Annotated in this window: 24 protein-coding genes; 15 read left to right on the top strand and 9 right to left on the bottom strand. The window is 32.5% G+C overall.

Features of this window, described 5'->3' with window-relative positions; genetic code table 11:
• Positions 1 to 94 precede the first annotated feature (94 nt).
• The gene (lanM, locus tag GTR01_RS14735; RefSeq protein ID WP_160138573.1) at positions 95 to 2,857 is read left to right on the top strand and encodes a type 2 lanthipeptide synthetase LanM; all 2,763 of its coding nucleotides are present in this window, start codon (positions 95 to 97) and stop codon (positions 2,855 to 2,857) included.
• A 77-nt stretch (positions 2,858 to 2,934) separates the two neighbouring features.
• On the opposite strand, the gene GTR01_RS14730 is transcribed toward lanM, so the two are convergent.
• The gene (locus GTR01_RS14730) at positions 2,935 to 4,107 is read right to left on the bottom strand and encodes a prolyl oligopeptidase family serine peptidase (RefSeq protein ID WP_160138572.1); all 1,173 of its coding nucleotides are present in this window, start codon (positions 4,105 to 4,107) and stop codon (positions 2,935 to 2,937) included.
• A 234-nt stretch (positions 4,108 to 4,341) separates the two neighbouring features.
• On the opposite strand from GTR01_RS14730, the gene GTR01_RS14725 reads away from it, so the two are divergent.
• The 9 genes from GTR01_RS14725 (at position 4,342) to GTR01_RS14685 (ending at position 8,012) form a co-directional block, all read left to right on the top strand.
• Complete coding sequence (locus tag GTR01_RS14725; RefSeq protein ID WP_160138571.1) at positions 4,342 to 4,533, top strand: hypothetical protein; 192 nt, start codon at positions 4,342 to 4,344, stop codon at positions 4,531 to 4,533.
• 172 nt (positions 4,534 to 4,705) lie between these two features.
• The gene (locus GTR01_RS14720; protein WP_160138570.1) at positions 4,706 to 4,894 is read left to right on the top strand and encodes a hypothetical protein; all 189 of its coding nucleotides are present in this window, start codon (positions 4,706 to 4,708) and stop codon (positions 4,892 to 4,894) included.
• Positions 4,895 to 4,987: 93 nt separating this feature from the next.
• The gene (locus GTR01_RS14715; RefSeq protein WP_160138569.1) at positions 4,988 to 5,176 is read left to right on the top strand and encodes a hypothetical protein; all 189 of its coding nucleotides are present in this window, start codon (positions 4,988 to 4,990) and stop codon (positions 5,174 to 5,176) included.
• Positions 5,177 to 5,186: 10 nt separating this feature from the next.
• A complete protein-coding gene (locus GTR01_RS14710) occupies positions 5,187 to 5,378 on the top strand; it encodes a hypothetical protein (protein WP_160138568.1) in 192 nt (63 codons plus the stop codon).
• 18 nt (positions 5,379 to 5,396) lie between these two features.
• Complete coding sequence (locus GTR01_RS14705) at positions 5,397 to 5,579, top strand: hypothetical protein (RefSeq protein ID WP_160138567.1); 183 nt, start codon at positions 5,397 to 5,399, stop codon at positions 5,577 to 5,579.
• A gap of 12 nt (positions 5,580 to 5,591) precedes the next feature.
• Positions 5,592 to 5,783 carry a hypothetical protein gene (locus tag GTR01_RS14700; RefSeq protein ID WP_160138566.1) on the top strand — a complete coding sequence of 64 codons (192 nt, stop codon included), beginning with the start codon at positions 5,592 to 5,594 and terminating at the stop codon, positions 5,781 to 5,783.
• Between the two features lie 76 nt (positions 5,784 to 5,859).
• Positions 5,860 to 6,813 carry a hypothetical protein gene (locus tag GTR01_RS14695; RefSeq protein WP_160138565.1) on the top strand — a complete coding sequence of 318 codons (954 nt, stop codon included), beginning with the start codon at positions 5,860 to 5,862 and terminating at the stop codon, positions 6,811 to 6,813.
• Positions 6,806 to 7,027: a hypothetical protein gene (locus tag GTR01_RS14690; protein ID WP_160138564.1), complete on the top strand. Its 222-nt coding sequence runs from the start codon at positions 6,806 to 6,808 to the stop codon at positions 7,025 to 7,027. The genes GTR01_RS14695 and GTR01_RS14690 overlap by 8 nt, the downstream gene beginning before the upstream one ends.
• The gene (locus GTR01_RS14685) at positions 7,014 to 8,012 is read left to right on the top strand and encodes a hypothetical protein (protein WP_160138563.1); all 999 of its coding nucleotides are present in this window, start codon (positions 7,014 to 7,016) and stop codon (positions 8,010 to 8,012) included. Before GTR01_RS14690 ends, GTR01_RS14685 begins: the two co-directional genes overlap by 14 nt.
• 143 nt (positions 8,013 to 8,155) lie before the next feature.
• Here GTR01_RS14685 and GTR01_RS14680 read toward each other — a convergent pair whose 3' ends face one another.
• Entirely contained in the window at positions 8,156 to 9,103 is a 948-nt protein-coding gene (locus GTR01_RS14680) for a beta-1,6-N-acetylglucosaminyltransferase (RefSeq protein ID WP_160138562.1), read from the bottom strand.
• Between the two features lie 442 nt (positions 9,104 to 9,545).
• On the opposite strand from GTR01_RS14680, the gene GTR01_RS14675 reads away from it, so the two are divergent.
• From GTR01_RS14675 to GTR01_RS14665, 3 genes are all read left to right on the top strand, one after another.
• Positions 9,546 to 10,664 (top strand): DEAD/DEAH box helicase, encoded by a 1,119-nt coding sequence (locus GTR01_RS14675; protein ID WP_160138561.1) that lies wholly within the window; start codon positions 9,546 to 9,548, stop codon positions 10,662 to 10,664.
• Positions 10,665 to 10,714: 50 nt separating this feature from the next.
• Positions 10,715 to 10,909: a cold-shock protein gene (locus GTR01_RS14670; protein WP_047430072.1), complete on the top strand. Its 195-nt coding sequence runs from the start codon at positions 10,715 to 10,717 to the stop codon at positions 10,907 to 10,909.
• 232 nt (positions 10,910 to 11,141) lie between these two features.
• The gene (locus GTR01_RS14665; protein ID WP_160138560.1) at positions 11,142 to 11,600 is read left to right on the top strand and encodes a MaoC family dehydratase; all 459 of its coding nucleotides are present in this window, start codon (positions 11,142 to 11,144) and stop codon (positions 11,598 to 11,600) included.
• 2 nt (positions 11,601 to 11,602) lie between these two features.
• Here the strand turns inward: GTR01_RS14665 and GTR01_RS14660 are convergent, their stop codons facing one another.
• The 7 genes from GTR01_RS14660 to GTR01_RS24780 form a co-directional block, all read right to left on the bottom strand.
• A complete protein-coding gene (locus GTR01_RS14660; RefSeq protein ID WP_160138559.1) occupies positions 11,603 to 11,857 on the bottom strand; it encodes a heme oxygenase in 255 nt (84 codons plus the stop codon).
• Positions 11,858 to 11,952: 95 nt separating this feature from the next.
• Positions 11,953 to 12,183, bottom strand: a complete 231-nt coding sequence (locus GTR01_RS14655) for a hypothetical protein (protein WP_160138558.1) — start codon at positions 12,181 to 12,183, stop codon at positions 11,953 to 11,955.
• Positions 12,176 to 12,514, bottom strand: coding sequence for a cupin domain-containing protein (locus GTR01_RS14650; RefSeq protein ID WP_185155135.1), 339 nt, complete (start codon positions 12,512 to 12,514; stop codon positions 12,176 to 12,178). Before GTR01_RS14650 ends, GTR01_RS14655 begins: the two co-directional genes overlap by 8 nt.
• A gap of 141 nt (positions 12,515 to 12,655) precedes the next feature.
• Entirely contained in the window at positions 12,656 to 12,874 is a 219-nt protein-coding gene (locus tag GTR01_RS14645; protein ID WP_160138556.1) for a hypothetical protein, read from the bottom strand.
• A 183-nt stretch (positions 12,875 to 13,057) separates the two neighbouring features.
• Entirely contained in the window at positions 13,058 to 15,325 is a 2,268-nt protein-coding gene (locus tag GTR01_RS14640) for a glycosyltransferase (RefSeq protein WP_228452248.1), read from the bottom strand.
• Between the two features lie 45 nt (positions 15,326 to 15,370).
• Positions 15,371 to 16,399, bottom strand: a complete 1,029-nt coding sequence (locus GTR01_RS14635; protein ID WP_160138555.1) for a pesticidal protein Cry7Aa — start codon at positions 16,397 to 16,399, stop codon at positions 15,371 to 15,373.
• The gene (locus tag GTR01_RS24780) at positions 16,400 to 16,531 is read right to left on the bottom strand and encodes a hypothetical protein (RefSeq protein WP_262885753.1); all 132 of its coding nucleotides are present in this window, start codon (positions 16,529 to 16,531) and stop codon (positions 16,400 to 16,402) included. It abuts the gene before it with no gap.
• Positions 16,532 to 16,696: 165 nt separating this feature from the next.
• Here GTR01_RS24780 and GTR01_RS14630 point away from each other — a divergent pair, with 165 nt between their 5' ends.
• Together GTR01_RS14630 and GTR01_RS14625 are read left to right on the top strand one after the other, a co-directional pair.
• A complete protein-coding gene (locus tag GTR01_RS14630) occupies positions 16,697 to 17,257 on the top strand; it encodes a helix-turn-helix domain-containing protein (protein WP_228452247.1) in 561 nt (186 codons plus the stop codon).
• A gap of 986 nt (positions 17,258 to 18,243) precedes the next feature.
• Positions 18,244 to 19,227 (top strand): NADP-dependent oxidoreductase, encoded by a 984-nt coding sequence (locus GTR01_RS14625; RefSeq protein ID WP_160138554.1) that lies wholly within the window; start codon positions 18,244 to 18,246, stop codon positions 19,225 to 19,227.
• Positions 19,228 to 19,249: the final 22 nt, after the last annotated feature.

The raw sequence follows: 19,249 nt of genomic DNA, 5'->3' as shown, positions 1-19,249 counted from the left end.
CCAGGTAGTCATCAGAAATTACAATTAAAACATCATAGCAGCTTTTTCAAATTTTAGATAAACTTATAAAAGTTTTTCACTTATTATCACCTATATGGAATATAATTCACTTTTCATCGTAAAAAAAAGAACCCTTATTACAAATAAGAATTATAAAAAGACCTTGTTTTTAAATTTATTTTCAGATTGGTTAGAGGCAGCCCAACAAAAAATTTTAATTGCAGAAGGTTTTATATCTGAAAAAGCAATAACATTATCTTTTAATTCCCTATATGATACCATCATAGAAATCTCTGAAAGGGCACTAGTAGTTGAGTATAGAGTTTTTGAAGAAGAGCTCAATAAAGAATCCGGCGAAGAAAAATTATTAGAATTTGAAAAAGAACTTTTATCCGTAGAGTATAGAAAATATGTACTCGAAGAATATCCGGAGCTTTTTAGATTGGTTTTTGAAAATATTAATTATTTTGTTGAGAATCTTAATGATATTATTTCTAACTATATAAACGATTTCGACGAAATTAAGGCAATGTTCAATGTCCAAAATTCTGATATTGAATATATAAGGATCGGATTGGGTGACAATCATAATAAAAATAAAAGCACCAGCTTACTGAAAATAAATAATGAGTCTCCTATTATTTTTAAACCCAGAGACTTAGCTCTTGAAGTATGCTTTTCTAATTTTCTTACCTATTATAATAATTCTTGTGGTACCAATATCTATTTACCTAAGACTTTATACAGAAAAAAATATTCATGGACAGAATTTATTAAGTCTTCCAATCAGGACACCCAAAAAGCTTATTTATTTGAAGAAATAGGACATACAATTTGTCTTTTGTACTTCCTTAATGGTACAGATTTTCATTACGAAAATATAATTGTTAATGACACAGAAGGTTTGGTGCTCATAGACTGTGAATCCCTTTTGTATCCTATTGTTAATACCCGAAGAAATGAGCATAATGTACTTTCTATAGGACTTTTGCCTAAAAAGATTAAAGTAGGAAATCAGCAGGTAGATTTTAGTGGGTTAAATCTCAATGCGGATATCACCCAAGACTCTCCAATAGAAAGAGAAGCTATAAGTATTGAAAATGGAGAAATAACAGCAATTGAAGGAAAAAATATATTGGTTAAACCCAATAATTTTCAACTTGATGGGCAGGAGAATGCTAATGATTATATTGATGAAATACTAGCCGGTTTTAAAAAATCATATCTCTTCTTAATGGAGAATAAAGATGAATTAATAGCATTTTTTGATACAGACTCAGCAGATTATCCTATCCGTTTTTTACTCCGAAATACCTACCTCTATTCTCATGTATTGTATGAATCTTTATCTCCTATTTTATTAACGGATCAGGAAGATAGAATTTCATTTATGCAACAATTGGAAGAACCTTATTTTGGATTTAATAATTTGTTAGATTCGGAAGTAGCAGACCTGTATAATAATGATATTCCTTATTATTATTGCAATGTTAAATCCACAACTCTGGAAAACACCAGTGGATTAAGCCAGGATCAGTTTTTTGAAAAAAGTCCGTTAGATGCTCTTCACTATAAGTTGTACAATAAGATCTCAAAAAGAGATTTAGAGCAGCAGTTATTACTAATCAGATATAGTTTTGCTCAGAATACATCTCAGAATTCTACGAAGATATTTTCCAAAAGATATGTTTCAGAGAATATCAATTTAATATATGATCATTTCAAAAACTTAGTAGGCGAGAGCAGTACTTACTTTACTCTTCAGGAATCTTATAAAGAAGCCAATCAGTATAATCTGGAATATACTCATCGTGATCTAATTAATGGGATGTTTGGAGACATATTATTCTTAGCCGAAGCAAATAAAATATTCAAAAACTCTTATATAAGCGAAACGATATCCCGTCTTTATAAAGATAACGTTCAACAATTATGCAGCTCTGAATATATAGGAATGGCAGGAATGGGCGGGGCAATATATTTTCTATCAAGAATGTATAGGATCTATAATGACGATCAATACATCAATGAAGCTTTACGCTGTATTGAATCTTCCGATTTAATGAATAATATTGAAAAATCTCAAAATAATGGAGTTATTTATGGAAGGGCAGGATTATTAATTGCTTTAATTGAACTCAAAAAAATAAAGAATGACTCAGCTGTAAATCAGTTGATCCATTTTACCTATAATCAAATGATTTCTTCTGCTGTTGTAACCCCGGAAGGGATACACTGGCTTTCAGAATTCCATCATCAGCCATTATGTGGAGTAGCCCATGGGTCTTCTGGTATCATTTTGTCACTTTTAAGATACTTTAAATTATTTGAAGATGCTGAATGTAAAAATATCATTCAACAGGCTGTATTGTTTGAAAATACCCTATATAGCACAAAACATAATAATTGGGCAGACAACAGAAGTTTTGTTTCTGAAGAACTAAAGTATTCTACTTTTGGATGGTCGCATGGTGCCCCTGGAATAGGATTGGTTCGTTTGGAATTAATAGAATCCAATATATTTCAATCGGAAGACTTTTTAAATATTTTAAAAACCGATTTGCAAAACTGTGTTGAATCTACCTATAAAAATGGTTTCAAAGGAAATGATTCATTGATTTTTGGGAAATTTGGGAACTCTGAACTTCTCGTTCGTTTTTCTGATCATATTAAGGATACCAAACTATTAAGCGAAATAGAAAGCCATCTCAATTCATTTAATAGCTTATCTTTTATTAAAAATAATAGAGGACTCATCATTCCTGGGCTTTTCAATGGAGTTTCCGGATATGGATATCAGTTACTGTTTTTTAATAAAGAGATCAAAAATTCTATACTTACATTTGAATGTAATTAAACTTTTAAAGCTTACAATAGAGATTACGTATCGATATTAAAAAAAAGACTCCACTTTTTAAAAAGTGGAGTCTTTTTCTATTCTATAAGACTTTTAACAACTTCTCCCAAAAGATCTTTCCCATTTTCGGGGTTATAAATAAAGCCATGCTCACCTTCCGGAAGAGAACGAAATGTCCAGTCTTTAGCTAAACCTTTATTATCTAAATATACCTTTTCAACCTCCTTAAAATTATAAACACTATCATCCTGACAGTTTAATGTTATAAATTTTTTCCCTTGAGCCAAATTTTTAAATTCTATTTTCCTTGGAAAAGCATGCGGGTTGGCAGAGATGGCGAAAAAGCCTTTAAATATATTGGGTTTTTGTGTGGCAAAATAAAATGTAGCATTACCACCATTAGACATTCCGCCTAAGAATATGTTCTTCTCATCAATCTTAAAATTCTTTTTAACATTATTAATAATTGTGAAAATATTATCAAACGCTTCCTGTTGATTAACCCAGCCGAAATCTTTCTTGCCCAAAGGATAGACAACAATTGTATTGAGCGTGTCTGCTATTGAGAAAATAGGTTCTTGCTGCAGCTGGTACTGATCATGATTAAATCGGTCTGTACTTACAATACCGCCATGAAGATACACGATCATTTTTGAGGGCTTTTGAAAATCAAATTTTTGAGGGATGAAAACTAGGTAGGGAACTTTTAAATCTTTTACCTGTGTGAAAAACAATGCATATCCGGAACCGGTAGTGAGACCTTTCTTATCCATTAGCTTTAAAGCGTTTTCTTGGATCGATTGATTCCACTCCTTATTCAGTTTATCTTCTATCGCCTGTTTTTCAATTATGCTTTCTTTCATTTTCCCAATGATTTCATTCCATTCTTTTAGTTCATGTAATTTTTCGAAAGCACTGTCTTTTTCGATATGGTTTATTTCCCCTGGCTTATTACCCAATCCTTTTTTCTGAGCTTCTGATAACCATAGGATAGATTGGTTGTTGTCATTGCAATGGCTGGCACTTATAGCAGCATAATAAAATGTGTAAGGATTCTTTTCACTTACTCCTTCAGGGGTTTTTAAAGCTAAATTATAGCTGGCAAGAGCTTTACAATAATCTTTTTTTTGAATGTTATTTTGAGCTTCTAAAATTAATTGCTCATAGTTTTGTCCAATAAGAGGTTGAAATATAAATATATATAGTATTGGCAAATATTTAATTCTCATTGTTTGAGAGTGCTTTTTCATGAAAAATTAATTTTTTTTCTAAGATAAGTATAAAAAAAAATTTTCTATTCATTTTTTTTATATATTTACCAAACTAACCACATGAGAGTGAAATACTCAAGAAAATAAAGGTTGTTTATTCATGTTTTGTACTTTTTGCTTAATTTGTTAAATAATTGATTTTTGAAATTAAGGGTACGAGCAAAGAATAGTAGCTTTTGTTTAAAGAAATAATTTTATAAAAACTTATTAACTATGAAAAAAACTAACAAAAATTCTAAAAAGATTGATTTAAACTCTTTAAAAGTAATCAACAAAGAAAATCTTAATTCAATACACGGTGGAGGTAGAGAATTATCCCTAGAGCAGTCTGCATGGTCTTCTCTTGTAAGTGATAATGATAACACTGATACTTTTTCCTCCCTATTCTCAGATATTGAAAAATAAAAACTAATTCTTCACGAAAAAATTAATGACAATTCTTGGGAAATAATAGATTCAAGAGTCATTAATATCTGAAAAAAAATCTCTTTACTCATAAATATTTGGGTAGAGCGGGAAATTCTATCTCTTTTTTCAGATCTAATCAACCATGTAAAACTTTTTAAAAATTTTAACTATGAAAAAACAATCCATCAAAACAATGAACCTTGATAAGCTAAAGGTAATTGATCAAAACAAATTAAAAACACTTCATGGAGGAGCAATCAATATTGAAGATACTATGGCCCCTTCAGCCTTTACATCTCTTTTTGATGATACAGACAAAGGCTCTTTCTCTTCTTTATTCTCAGATATTGAAAACTAATTAATGTTCATCAGCTGATCACGAAGAAAAGAAATGAATACATCTTTTCTCGGTGATAATGATATATAACACATTTTTAAAATCTTAATTACTATGAAAAAAAACGCGAACAAAACAATGAACCTTAGTACATTGAAGGTAATTGATCAAAAGAAATTAGCAACACTTCATGGAGGACTTCAGCAAATGGAAGACTCTTTAGCGCCTGCGGCCTTTACATCACTTTTTGATGATACAGATAAAGGTTCTTTTTCTTCTCTATTTTCAGACATTGACAAATAAATGACATATCATGAAAAAGAAAGAAGTAAAAAAAATAGATATTAAGTCTCTAAAAGTCGTTGACAAGAAGAGCTTAATTACAGTTCTTGGAGGATCAAGCTCTCCTGATGAGTCATTGGCTCCTGAAAAATTCTCTTCTTTATTCTCAGATATTGAGCATGACGGAGGATTTTCATCTCTTTTCAGTGATAATGATGTATAACATTATAAAATCTTAATTATGAAAAAAAATGCTAAAAAAATAAACCTTAGTACATTAAAGGTAATTGATCAAAAAGAAATGGCTACCCTGCATGGGGGACTTCAGCAAATGGAAGAAGTTGCAGATATCGGATTAACTTCGGTTGCATACGATTATGACAAAGGATCATTATGTTCTGTATTTAAAGATATTGACTTTTAAAATTAAACTGATATGAAAAAAGAAATGAAAAAGATTGATTTATCTAAAATGAAGGTAATCAACAAAAATCAGATGGCCAAAGCACATGGCGGACTTCAACAAATGGAAGAATCTTTTGATATTACAATGTGTTCATGGGATCACGATATAGATAAAAAAGGTGAGCAAACTTTGTGTTCACTTGTTGCTGATTTCGATAACTAAATAATAAATGCACATATAAAAAAAATAAAATACAGGATCTGATCTTGTATTTTATTTTTTTAATTTTTTTTAATTTATGATTTTAATTTTTTCAAATGAAAAAGAACCAACGACTGACATGGTCATCGATTGGCTTCTGTATAAAAAAGCACCATTTATTAGGCTGAATAGTGAAGATATTCTCAATAATAAGTCTTTATATATTGATGTAGCAAAAGGAATAATAAAAATCAATGACATGGTAATTTCAATTGATGAAATTAATGTGGTTTGGTACAGAAGATGGAATGAATTCGGATTTCAGCTTCCTAAAGATATTCCTAACCGATCTCAATTGAATTTTGAATTAAGTTCGGAGCTTAATGAAATCAGTTCCTTTATATTCATGTTGCTCTCTGGTAAAAAAACCTTATGTAATCCCTTTGCCAATAAGAATCACAATAAGTTGTATACTTTATATCTGGCTCATAAACATGGGATTAATATAGCTCCTTCTTTTATTGTAAACTCTGTGACTGCGGAACTGGATACTGAGACAGAGTATATCACAAAACCGATATCAGATTCCAAGCTTATTGTAGATAAAGACCAAAATTTTTGCTATAAATCTTTTACAGAAAAAATGGATTTATCTGCTATGAATGATGGAGAATCTTTCTTTCCATCATTGTTACAAGGAAAAATAGACTCGGCTCACGAAATCAGATGTTTTTATCTGGATGGTAAATTCTTCCCAACAGCGATTTTGAATTCTAAGACTTTAGATATCAAAAGAAGTGTAGGTTTTGATGCGGAAACCGTAAGAATGATTCCTTTTAAATTTCCTGAAGAAATTGAAACAAAGATCACTGGATTAATGAAGGATCTAGGGTTGAACTGCGGAGCAATTGATATTATCAAAACAACTTCCGGAGAGTTTTATTTCCTTGAAGTAAACCCGGTAGGGCAAATAATTGGGTATAGCACTCCTACGAACTATACCTTGGAAAAAGAGGTCGCAGAATGGTTAATAAATAATGATTATGAATGAATTTCAGTACTTCAGTGAAGATGAATTAAAAACACTTCCTTTATATTTTAGATTTATGTTTCAGATGGATTTTAAAAAAATCAGACAGATGGAATCTGGCTACGAAACATCTACTGCCAGTAAAATACATAAATCTTCAGCCTATCAAAGGTATGTAAGCTATAAGCCTACAACGAAACTTAAACTCAAAAAAATAGATGATGAAAACTCCTGAAAATTATTTCTTTAAACTTTTTGCGAATTGTATTCCTGTTAAGGGAGAAGAGGAGATTTTACTTTTTGATCTGCATAAGATTAGCTATCTTGAAATTGATGAGTATATCTATGATTTAATCACAGACACTTGTGAGGTTAAAAATATTTCCGAAATTAAAAATGATTCCGACCTGAGAGAAGATTCTGCTGAAATTCTTGATTTTCTTGTAGAAAATGATTTCGGATTTTATGTGGATGATGTCAATCAGTATCCTAAAATTAATACTTCTTATGTAACACCTGATATCATCAATAATTCAATTATTGAAGTAGAAAATTTTGAAAACTACGATATTGAATCTGTACTTACTCAGCTTAACGAATTGTTTTGCGGTAAAGTTGAAATTTGGGTAAAAGATAAAATGGAACTTGAAAAATTAGTTTCTATTGTCAAAAAATTTGAAAATTCATTTATGAGAACAATACAGATTGTTCTTAATCATAATTTCTTATCAGATGCTGATATTGCATTTATAGATCAGGGCTGGAAAGACTTGAATAAAACAGAGCTAATCATTTATAATCATACGGTTAGTAAGTCTGAGAAAAATTTCTATTTTTCACAGGACGATTTATCGCTGTCTAATTATATTTCTCAAAGCCAAAATCCTATCTATATGAATTTAAATTTTTATTTAGAAAGCTTAGAGCATAATGTATTTTTAAATAAAAAAGTATGCATCGATAAAAAGGGGATGATAAAGAATTTTATTTCTTTTGAAAAATCTTTTGGAAATGTGAATACCGATCGTTTATCTGATATTGTTGAAACTGCAGATTTTCAAAAACTTTGGTTTGTAAATAATGATTATATCAATCAAATAAAGCATTCAGCACTTAGATATTGTTTCCCAATAACGGATGAGCTGTCTTTAGATAGCACAGCAGAATTCTATAATATTCCTGAACAGGATTCTTATCCTTGGAATATAAAAGCTGAATAAAATTTCTATGATTAAAAATCATATAGTAAATAAAAATCCCTTTAAATATCTGTTTAAAGGGATTTTGTGTTATTGTAATGTAGATCAGAGACTATTTCTCAGGTTCAGTTTCTTCCATGGTGTTCTTTCTTTCACCCAGAAGTTTAATTATTTTGCTGGTCGTCTCTTTTTAATTCTCTTTCCACTTCATCAACCTCGGTTAAGGGAAGAAGAAAGGTGTTTTCAATATAGTTCCGGATATTTTCATCTGTTTTATGGTTTATTTTTCTGATAAAGAGCTGATTGGTAGATTTCAGAGAATCTATATACTTCAATATATCTTGTTTATTATGAAAAATTGATTTTTCAAATATTGCTCTTTTATCATCATTCACAATAATGTCATTAAAAGATGTGTTCATAAGAACAGTCTGAAAAAAAGATTCGGCAGGTAAAAAAGTGTGTAGGTAGTAATCTTCAAAGTCCATTACTTTTTTATTGCTTGTTAAGAAAGCACAAGTTTCCCTTGTAAACATAAACCATTTCCCACCAATATAGGGTATTACTCCTTTCATAAATTCTCTTTTATAGATGAATGAGGAGATCATATAGGCTAATTCAGTGAAATGATTCTGTATTCTTTTCAGGGTATCTGGTCTGTAAAATTTCTGATCATAGTAGAATAGATAATTCCGGCCGTTATTTACGGTAAGAAAATTACGTATGATGGGTTGGGATTTCAGGGGATAATCTTCACCACTGAGATTGATGAAATAATCCCATTCCCGGCTTGCATTTAAGAGAAACTCCATTGCATTAAGCTCTGCCTGGATCATACTGAAGCCACCTGAAACAATATTCAGACTTTCTAGAATAAAAACATTCGGAAATTGTGTTATATAGAGCTGTATTTCTTCTGTAAAAGAGTCTTGGGCTTTTCTGTCAATGTGAATAAAATAGAACTGATCTTTTGTATAAATTTTCTGAAACATTGCCTTGAATACATGAGGTTTATGATGAATCATAATAAAATAGGCAATTTTTACATGCGATGTTGCATGTGATTTCAGGGTCTGGGTCTGAGGTTGGGTTTTGGGAAAAGCAGTTTGCATTTTGGGAAGCTTAAAATCATCCGCATCTGCAAACAATTCGATTAACGTGCGGAAGGTATAAATAAATTTTTGATAATCAGTTAATTAAATATAGCTTTGTTTGTTTTTTTTATCGTAGGTTTGCAAAACATTTATAAAACAGGTTTCTGCCTTTGCTATTCTGTAATAGTTTAAAATCACAATTTTCTTTTCCAGTTTTGCTTTTCCAGCTACCCATTTATAATCTTGATTTCATGAGTAAAAAGTCGAAGATTGTAAAAATCCTACTATAAATAGGAATGATATGTTATTGCTGATCATAAATAATATTGAATGATATTGTTACCGATAAAGCAAGCAAAATGATAAACCGGAAAGGTATTCTTTATTTGTTTATCCGTACACCAATTCAAATTCTGATCAACAGATTTGTTTACCAACTACCGGAAGACCGGAATTTATAATGAGCTTTAAAAATTTAAACTTAATCAATCCCATTGTTCGTGCTGTAACGGAAGCCGGATATTCCAGGCCCACCGAAATACAGAGTACTGCAATTCCACATATTCTGGGAGGAAGGGATATCATAGCATGTGCACAAACCGGAACCGGGAAAACTGCAGCGTTTGCTATGCCTATATTACAGTTACTGAAAAGACATAATCCTGAACATAAAGAAATACGTACCTTAATTCTTACTCCAACCCGGGAATTGGCGATACAGATAGAAGAAAACTTTAGCATTTACAGCAAATATCTGCCTTTATCCCAACTTTCTGTTTTTGGGGGAGTTTCAATAGGTGGCCAGCTTGCTGCTCTGAGAAAAAGAGTGGATATTCTTGTAGCAACACCAGGAAGATTATTGGATTTGGTGGATAAAAGACATATTGATCTCTCTAAGATTGAAATATTGGTTTTGGATGAAGCAGACAGGATGCTTGATATGGGATTCGTAAATGATGTAAAAAAGGTGTTAGCCTTAGTTCCCAGAAGAAGACAAACCTTATTTTTTTCTGCCACCATGCCGTTAAGTATAAAGAGGTTTGCTGCAAGCATTCTTAATAATCCTGTTGAGGTTACCGTAACTCCTGTATCTTCAACGGCACAAACAGTAAAGCAGTCTGTATATTTTGTAGAGAAAAAAGATAAAACAGATCTGTTGATTGATATATTACAGGAAAAAAGTACGGTCAGATCATTAGTTTTTACCCGTACCAAACATGTCGCGAATAAACTTGTTCAGCAATTAGAAGATGTAGGGATTTTTGCCGCTGCTATTCATGGAAATAAATCACAGGCAGCCAGGCAAAATGCACTTGATGATTTTAAAACCAGCAGAATTAATGTATTGGTGGCTACAGATATTGCAGCAAGAGGCATTGATATAGATGACCTTCCCAATGTTGTTAACTACGAACTTCCTAATATCCCGGAAACTTATGTTCATCGGATTGGAAGAACCGGAAGGGCTGGGGCAGAGGGTACTGCTATTTCGTTTTGTGATGCAGACGAACGTGTAGACCTTAAAAATATTCAAAAGCTGATCGGCTTTACAGTACCGGTCAGATCATTTTATAAATAAATTCTGTAGCGTTTACAGAACATACTATTCAATTTTTAATAATAATTACAATGCAACAAGGCACCGTAAAATTTTTCAATGAAGCAAAGGGCTTCGGATTTATTACTCCAGCAGATGGAAGTAAGGACATATTTGTACATTCTTCAGGATTGAGCGTAAGTGCAATTCGTGAAAATGATAAAGTCGTTTTTGATGTACAAAAAAGCGACAAGGGCTTAAATGCTGTCAATGTAAAATTGGCATAATTTAAACTTGATTGTAGATATTTCAAAAGATAATTTTTTGCAATTTCAGTTTCATATTTTTATATTTTTTTACAAATTCAGAATTCAGGCTATTTGTTTGGATATGGTATTTGAACGGACATTACTATAAATACACTATTTTTTATTTCCATAATGTTCATTTGGCCTCTTACTTTTAGTGAGAGGTTTTTAAGGAAAGAATACAACCAGCTTAATATAAAAACAAAAGAGAATGACTGTCATCAACAATTTTATTGAATATAAAGCTCTGGAAGGTAAAATGATAGGAACTTCTGCCTGGCATACAATACATCAGGCTCAGATTGACAGATTTGCAGAAGCAACTCTGGATTATCAGTGGATTCATACTGATAAAGAAAAAGCAGAAAAGGAAGGCCCTTTTAAGTCCACTATAGCTCACGGTTACTTAACATTATCACTGATTCCTTATCTCTGGAAACAAATTGCAGAGGTGAGAAATGTAAAAATGGAAATCAATTACGGAATTGAGAATCTTAAATTTGGGCAGGCTGTTCTGGTGGATAGTGAGGTGAGGCTACAGGCATCTGTAAAAACGGTAACAGATCTCAGAGGAACGGTAAAGGTAGTGGTAGAAGCGAAGCTTCTTATAAGAGATCAGGTCAAACCTGCTTATGTAGGAGATGTTATTTTTCTTTATCATTTCATATAGAATCATAAATGATCTAGGCTTATCACAAAATAATGTTCAATTGTTTTTTGTGCTTCTTTGCACATTGATAGAAGGTCATTTCTGGATGTGTTCTCAAAACTGAAATCATCATGGGTTTTCACAATATACTCGGTGACGATTTCAATATTCATTACATCGAGTTCTGTTACATCGTTTTTCAGCCTGTGTTCTTCTTTAAAAAAAGGAATTTTATGGAAAATAGTATCGTTGAACCTAAAAAGATGTATTGTTTTCACTGCAAAATATTTAATAAGATGAAAATTTAGATTGAGGTTTATTTCGGAATCCTAATCTCTTCTTGGGGTGTTTAGTTCGCTTTTTCATTAAGGTTTTATTGTAAATCTTTTTTCTTGATAATCCCTTTTTCAAAGGACTTTTGCTGTATGATAAGTGAAATAAGATATTGTCTTAAATCTTTAATTGTAATATTTTTCTCTTTTGCAGAAAAAAATAGTGGAGTTTCGTCTAAAAGTTCATACAATTCAGGAAATTCTTTTTGAATTTCAACCGTTTTTTTAAATATCTTTTTTGTTAAAATAGATATGGTATTTACATTATTCATAGCCGCTTTTTATTATCGTTACTATCATTTTAAAGCGCTTATTTCCTTTTATAGAATGAGATTTATGAGCGGGAATGATAATGCATTCTCCTTCTTCCATAAAATAAGAAGCTCCGTCTATTATAACTTCTGCTTTACCTTCAATAATCTGTGCAACAGCGTCAAAAGGAGAAATTTTTTCGGGTAATCCTTCTTTGTCATCAAAAGATAAAGTGCTGATAGTGCCGGTTAGTTTTTCCAGTATCGTTTTGCTTACTACAGAATTTGGAATGTAATCTACAATGTGGCTGGTAATATATACTTTTGATTTCTCAAGTTCTTTATGATTCATCACGGTTGGTTTAAGCATAAAAAGAATAGAAGATATTGTAAATAAAAGGGACAGAACTGTCTAATATTCCGTCCCTTTTTTCAGTTAAAACTTTTGATGAATATGTCTTTATCATAGGCTTTAACTGTCCTTGAAAACAATTTATGAAAGATTAATTTCTTTGATAATACTGAGAACTTCTTCTCGGTTTTTTCTTAATCTGTTTCCGATTCTTTCAAGCATTTCCTTTTCTTTACCCTCTTCAAGCTTTAGGTCATAATCCGTTAATGTTGAAAATTTTTCTTTCAGTTGTTTTGACTGTTCATTCCAGTTTTCCGGAATTTTGAAAGATTTATCGTCTTTGTTGTGGCTGGTGTCCATAAGGTGGGTTTTTAGTGTAACTTCATTGCTACAGTACAAAGTTGAGCGTTTAATAATTTATTGTATTACAGATTGTTTCTTTTATGTTGCACATATCACACTTTTACAAATATCAGATCAGATCTCTCTTTTTTTTTATCAATTATTACATTGTAAACGCAATAAGATTGCCCCTTAAAGGTGCTATTTTGGAAAACAAAGCCTTGCCATGAGATAACTTACTGTGGATTCAGCACCCTGATTGAGATTGACATTTTTCTCTTCAAGACCATCATAGCATCCTCCTGTTGCAGGGTTATAAATAATCTGATGTAAATGATTTTTTCCTAAAAACCAGCTAAAAGCATTCCTCATCATCTGTAAATATTTTTCGTCCTTAAAAACCTTGTAGAATGTAGATAAGGCCAGTATGGTGTAAGCAACATCAATAGGCTGTTCACCACCAATTGATTCAGGGCTTTTAATCGTTTCTTTGTGTAGCCATCCTTTGTTAGATATTACTTTGATACCTCCTTTAATAAATATTTTAGAAAGCAAAAACTTGAAGGATTCATTGGCAACCTGTTTATACATTTCGTCTTGTGTCGTAATCCATGCACATAATAAAGCCTCAGGAAGTACGCTGTTTCCATAGGTTAGGTAGCTTTCAAACCAATGCCAGTCTCTGTGTTTTTCATGCTGATACATTTTTACCAGTCGATTGGCCAGCTTTTTCAATAATGGAATATTGTTTTCAGCATTTTGATAATGCAATCCCTTGATGATAAAAGCCATTGCACGGGTAGAATGTATTTTATCAATAGACGGAAAACTTTTTTCAATAATTGATTCCGCTTCATCAGAAAACTGCTGCGGTAATATAGCTTTTATAGAAAGAAGATAGCCCAGTGCCCAGATAGCCCTTCCATTAGAATCTTCCAGATTGGTCTCATAATTCTGCTGCGCAAATTCCTTGTGTTGATTGATATAATTGAGGAAGCATCCATCCGGTTGTTGACAAAACTTAATGAGCTTCAGGTAAGTTGAGATTAAATCAAGGTCAGATTCATCTTTGCTCAGTTCGTAATGTCTGCAGGCCACAATCATAGCACGGGCATTATCGTCCAAAGTATACCCGGAATTGATATCAGGTTTGTTGATTTTAGAAAACTGGATCATCCCAAAATCTGTTGTCATATTTTTGATATGGCTGAGATTAATGTTGGGGAAGGTATAATGTAATGTCATTTTATCTTTGCTGTATTGTTGAAATAATAGGGCATGTGAAATAGAAGAATTCTCCCAGGCTGTGGGAGCCATTTTTTCCAAACTATTTGATCGTAATTTTTCCTGTGCGGTTTCATTTTTCAGTAATGTATTCACGGCAGACGCAAGTTGTTTCGGTGCTTCAAAATCAATAATAATTCCCAGGTCTTCATTTAATATTTCCAGAGCATGGGGAATAGGAGTGGAAACAATAGGGCAGCCACAGCTGATGGCGTAGGAAAAGGTACCGCTTACTGCCTGATTTCTGTCTTTTGAAGTGAAAAGATAGATATTGGTAAGCTGAAGATAATCCAACAACTCATCCAAAGGCAGATACTGGTTGATAAAATAAGTATGTTTTTCCAGATGGAGTCTCTTAACAGTATTCTGCAAAAAATCACGATACTTCTCACCTTCATATTTAATGATGCCGGGATGTGTTTTTCCAATAATCAGAAACATTGCATCTGGATTTTTGGAAATGATTTCAGGCAGAGCTTCTAAGGTGGTTTCAATATTTTTTCCCGAACCCAGTAACCCAAATGTTGAAAGAACTTTTTTATCTTTAAATCCGTACTTCGCTTTCAGTGAAATCTTATCGATAAATGGTAGTAAATGTGTACCGTGGGGAATTACTTTAATTTTATCAGATGGTATATCATAATCATTGGTGAGGATATCTGCAGAAATACTGGTCATTACAATAATAGATTTTACGAAACGGCTGATTTCTTTTACCTTTTCTTTTAATTCCAAATCCGGTTTCGGCAGAACGGTGTGAAAAGTAATGATGATATCTTTCTCTACATTTTGAAGAAAAAGCGGCAATCCGTTTTTAGCTTCAGCGAAAAATCCAAACTCATGCTGAAGCATAACCAATTGAATATTGTCATTTTTGTTGATTTTATCAGCCAGCTCCAAATAAGAAATAGCATCGGATGTATTGAGTCGATATTGAGGATTTTCTTCGTATTGATAGCTTTCATCCTCAGTTTCCATTGGACAGGTAACTATGCTAAATGATTCTTTGAACTTTAGCTGAAGAGATTTTATCAAATCCTGACAATACGTTGCAATACCGCACACCTTAGGAGGAAAAGTACTTATAAAGATAATTTCAGGTTTATAGTTAATTGTGTTTTTTTTATTTTGGACAGATCGTCTTTTTGTCTTTCCCTCCACATCTGGGTTTATATTTTTATTCATGATGATATCTGTTTTAAAGACTGATATTCTGTAGTGAATAGCCAGTTATGATATGTACTGTAGTAATTCTTTCAGTAATTCCGGAATACTTAAAGAAGTAACAGCTATTCTTTTATCTGCAGCTCCGTAATAAATATGGAGTGTCTCTCCTTCTACAATGGCTCCGGTAGGGAAGCAGACATTGTTCACTTCTCCCTTTTGTTCCCATTCTTCATCAGGTTTGAAAATAGGATAAGGAAGTCTTGAAATTTCTTTTTCAGGATGGTCAAGATTCAGTAAAGCCGCACATGCGCTGTACACATATCCTTCAATGGTATCATGTACACCATGATAGATTAAAAGCCATCCATGTTCGGTTTCTATAGGGGGACATCCGCCGCCAATATAACTTACTTCATGCTCATACTGGGGAGATAATACAATATGTTTTTTAAAGTGAAGAAAATAGTCTTTCCAGAAATCAGGGGTTAGGTCTTCAATACTTTCTATACATGCAATTTGGATATCTGGTCTTATGCGGTGAAGAAAATAAAGCTTACCGTTAATTCGTCTTGGAAAAAATATCACATTTTTATCCCATAGGAAGATATCTTTATTCTTTTTATAAGTAGGTGGGAATTTATTGAAGCGTCTGTACTTTTCACCTATTTCACCTTGAGATTCAGATAAAAGTCTAAATTTTTTGTATGGAATTTGGGGAACAATAATCCCCAGCTTTTGCCACGATGTAAGATCCTCAGATACAGCAAGAGTTCCCAATGCATTAATTCCGTCATAACTCGTATAAGTAAGGTAAAATAAATGGTCGATTTTTACGATTCTTGGATCTTCAACACCATGTTTTTCATATTCAAACTCGGGGATGATAATCGGATTGCTTAACCGGGTTTCTATCGTTTTATAATCTGATAATGTACAGTATCCAATACTGGAGAAATTATTCTTGGCAACAGCCCTGTATAATAAATGTATTTTTCCATTATCCTGAATGACTGCAGGATTTAAAACACCCTCACTCTCAAAGTCTAATGTTGTTTTTCTGAGTATAATTCCGTCTTTTTTCAGAGATATCATTTAGTTGTCGGTATTTTGGGATTCGTTTTCCCAGCCTCTTCGTTTATTCATCTTATCTTCCCGTTTCTCTTTTGCGGATTTTGCGGGTGGAGTTTTATCTGACTTCTTTTTTCCCTCTTTTTCTTTTGACATTATGAAATATTTTTTGTTAACTGTAAATTTCAATCATTAAAAAAGGAAAGCTTTGCAATTGTCTTTTAATTTGTTGTATAAATCATAGATATTTCCGATTGAATAGATTAACTTTGGGTAAATGACTGTTAATGAAATAATTGACAGGTATAAACAATAAGGGAGATGAAGTTGTATATAAAATATATGGTAAGTTTGCGTTGCAAAATGGTTGTTCATCAGGAACTGGAAAGGCTGGGCATTAAAAATGCTATTGTAGATTTGGGAACTGTGGAATTATTGGAAGATATCAGCACCGAACTAAGACAAATTCTGAAAGAAAATTTACTTAAAACAGGGCTTGAAGTATTAGATGATAAAAAAAGTATCCTGATAGAAAAAATAAAAAATGTAGTCATAGAAATGATTCATTATTCAGAGGAACTCCCAAAAGAAAATTTCTCAGATTATGTAAGTGAAAAATTAGGATATGATTATACTTATCTTGCCAATACCTTTTCAGAAGTGAAAGGAATGACTCTTCAGCATTTTATCATTATTAATAAAGTAGAAAAGGTAAAAGAATTGCTGTTGTATGATGAACTCAATCTTACAGAAATCTCTTATAAACTCAATTACAGTAGTGTAGCCCATCTTTCCAACCAGTTTAAAAAGATCACAGGGCTTTCTCCTTCATTTTACAAACAGTTGAAACAAAGACGTCTTGGAAATTTGGAAGACTTGTAAAAAGTGGGATATGTGTAAGATTATTCCGGATATATATAGCTTAGTATATACTGAAACGGCCATCTTTGTAGTATAATAATCAGGAATTCACCCAATCCATAAAGTTTATATCACCATAAATAGTGCAATTTTAGATAGGAAAATATAGTGAACAGTTGAAAATATTTATCATATAACATGCTGTTCTCCGGTATTTGAAAACATCGTAGTAGTAAAAAAAGACTGGAAAAGCCAATATACACCATGATAAAATTAATAGGCTTATGGATTCTCAATTTTGATAATGAGCATATTAAAATCCCAATAAAAATAGGAGATCTGTTTTCAGAAGGTTTTAATTAATTAAGGATAGGAACCTCTGGTTTCTGTCCTTTTTATGATATTGATATGATGATATGTAATAAATTTCATCAACTGTGCCCACAAAAAAGAGTATGTCCGAATATGAATGTGTAAGCAATTTTTTTCTTAGTTAAGAGTTGAGGGACAAAACAGGGAACAAATTCAAATAATTTATAACATTAATTCCTTCATTTTAAGGATTAGGAATGTCAGTATGACTTTCAGATCTCCATATCCACAGGAGCACAAAATTGGACTGCCGAAAAAGAAGTTGTCAAATAATGAGTTCCTTTATTTTGTTGTGGAAATGGAGATTCTTTAGAAGTTAATTTTACGGCGGTTCTAATGGGTTTGTTATCAGTTTTTTATATTGGTGTCATATCTGTGTCGTATCTGTTTTTTTTGTTTTGTTCCTACAATATTACAATTTTGATATAATATTATTAAAAACAACAACCTATTCAGAGTAAATGGTTTTTATATATGGCGAATGAAAATTGTGTTCCCTATTTTATTTCTGATGTAGTTTGATTGTTGGGGGTATAGTAGAACTATTTGGAATGGCTGTTGTTATTATATAAGAGATCAGTACAAGACCGGAAAATTGGAAAGCTTAATATCCGTTAAACAAAAAAAAGAATATTATGAAAGCGTTGCAACTAATATCTTATGGCGATCTTACCGATAGCCTTGCTTTTAATGAAGTTGTCAAGCCTGAGATACTGCCCCATGATGTACTTATTGAAGTATATGCAGCTTCTGTAAATCCAATTGATAAATTATTTATTGCCGGAAACTTAAAAGATTCCCAGCCTTTGGATTTGCCGGCAACGATTGGCTTTGATGTCAGCGGAGTTGTTGTTGACAAAGGTGGTGAGGTTACTGAATTTGAAATTGGGGATGAGGTCTACTCCCGGGTAGCGCAGCGGCGTTTTGGAACAATTGCAGAATATATTGCTGTTGACAGTGGTATAGTCGCAGTCAAACCAACTAATATTACGTTTGAGGAAGCTGCCAGTCTTCCGCTCGTTGCTCTTACTTCAATTCAGTCTTTAGAACGGGTGGGTATGAAAGAAGGCGACAGAGTTCTGATCCATGCGGGATCGGGTGGTGTGGGAAGTTTTGCCATCCAGTTTGCCAAGACTAGAGGTGCATATGTCTATACAACAACCAGTACTGAAAATATGGATTGGGTAAAAGAACTTGGTGCGGATCGTGTTATTGATTATAAAACAGAAGATTATAGAACCATTGCAACCGATCTTGACATTGTCTTTGACACTTTGGGAAGAAATTACACGGAGGAAGCCTTTGAGGTCATAAAAAAGGGAGGAAGAGTAGTTAGCATTGTGGGACCACTGGACGAAGAAACAGCAAGGCATTTGGGTATTCCCAATTATAAACTTCCAGCTAATCTTTCGCAAGCGATTGAAAATAAAGATGCTACCTATAAGATGGTGATCATGAAGCCTGACGGACGGCAGTTGGCCTGGCTTAAAATAGCAGTGGAAGATAGAATGATAAAACCGGTGGTAGATACTGTATATCCTTTTTCGGAAAGTATTGAGGCTTTTGAACATTTGGCTTCTGGCAGATCAAAGGGAAAAATAATCATCAAAGTAAAATAAATGAGACAGGCAATCCAGATTG

This window comes from Chryseobacterium sp. c4a (assembly GCF_009900745.1).
Lineage (GTDB): Bacteria > Bacteroidota > Bacteroidia > Flavobacteriales > Weeksellaceae > Chryseobacterium.
This window is presented reverse-complemented; position numbering and strand designations above follow the sequence as displayed.

Coding starts and splice junctions, on each gene's coding strand:
- lanM (WP_160138573.1), top strand. CDS start 95: ATGGAATATAATTCACTTTTCATCGTAAAAAAAAGAACCCTTATTACA.
- GTR01_RS14730 (WP_160138572.1), bottom strand. CDS start 4,107: ATGAAAAAGCACTCTCAAACAATGAGAATTAAATATTTGCCAATACTA.
- GTR01_RS14725 (WP_160138571.1), top strand. CDS start 4,342: ATGAAAAAAACTAACAAAAATTCTAAAAAGATTGATTTAAACTCTTTA.
- GTR01_RS14720 (WP_160138570.1), top strand. CDS start 4,706: ATGAAAAAACAATCCATCAAAACAATGAACCTTGATAAGCTAAAGGTA.
- GTR01_RS14715 (WP_160138569.1), top strand. CDS start 4,988: ATGAAAAAAAACGCGAACAAAACAATGAACCTTAGTACATTGAAGGTA.
- GTR01_RS14710 (WP_160138568.1), top strand. CDS start 5,187: ATGAAAAAGAAAGAAGTAAAAAAAATAGATATTAAGTCTCTAAAAGTC.
- GTR01_RS14705 (WP_160138567.1), top strand. CDS start 5,397: ATGAAAAAAAATGCTAAAAAAATAAACCTTAGTACATTAAAGGTAATT.
- GTR01_RS14700 (WP_160138566.1), top strand. CDS start 5,592: ATGAAAAAAGAAATGAAAAAGATTGATTTATCTAAAATGAAGGTAATC.
- GTR01_RS14695 (WP_160138565.1), top strand. CDS start 5,860: ATGATTTTAATTTTTTCAAATGAAAAAGAACCAACGACTGACATGGTC.
- GTR01_RS14690 (WP_160138564.1), top strand. CDS start 6,806: ATGAATGAATTTCAGTACTTCAGTGAAGATGAATTAAAAACACTTCCT.
- GTR01_RS14685 (WP_160138563.1), top strand. CDS start 7,014: ATGAAAACTCCTGAAAATTATTTCTTTAAACTTTTTGCGAATTGTATT.
- GTR01_RS14680 (WP_160138562.1), bottom strand. CDS start 9,103: ATGCAAACTGCTTTTCCCAAAACCCAACCTCAGACCCAGACCCTGAAA.
- GTR01_RS14675 (WP_160138561.1), top strand. CDS start 9,546: ATGAGCTTTAAAAATTTAAACTTAATCAATCCCATTGTTCGTGCTGTA.
- GTR01_RS14670 (WP_047430072.1), top strand. CDS start 10,715: ATGCAACAAGGCACCGTAAAATTTTTCAATGAAGCAAAGGGCTTCGGA.
- GTR01_RS14665 (WP_160138560.1), top strand. CDS start 11,142: ATGACTGTCATCAACAATTTTATTGAATATAAAGCTCTGGAAGGTAAA.
- GTR01_RS14655 (WP_160138558.1), bottom strand. CDS start 12,183: ATGAATAATGTAAATACCATATCTATTTTAACAAAAAAGATATTTAAA.
- GTR01_RS14650 (WP_185155135.1), bottom strand. CDS start 12,514: ATGAATCATAAAGAACTTGAGAAATCAAAAGTATATATTACCAGCCAC.
- GTR01_RS14645 (WP_160138556.1), bottom strand. CDS start 12,874: ATGGACACCAGCCACAACAAAGACGATAAATCTTTCAAAATTCCGGAA.
- GTR01_RS14640 (WP_228452248.1), bottom strand. CDS start 15,325: ATGAATAAAAATATAAACCCAGATGTGGAGGGAAAGACAAAAAGACGA.
- GTR01_RS14635 (WP_160138555.1), bottom strand. CDS start 16,399: ATGATATCTCTGAAAAAAGACGGAATTATACTCAGAAAAACAACATTA.
- GTR01_RS24780 (WP_262885753.1), bottom strand. CDS start 16,531: ATGTCAAAAGAAAAAGAGGGAAAAAAGAAGTCAGATAAAACTCCACCC.
- GTR01_RS14630 (WP_228452247.1), top strand. CDS start 16,697: ATGAAGTTGTATATAAAATATATGGTAAGTTTGCGTTGCAAAATGGTT.
- GTR01_RS14625 (WP_160138554.1), top strand. CDS start 18,244: ATGAAAGCGTTGCAACTAATATCTTATGGCGATCTTACCGATAGCCTT.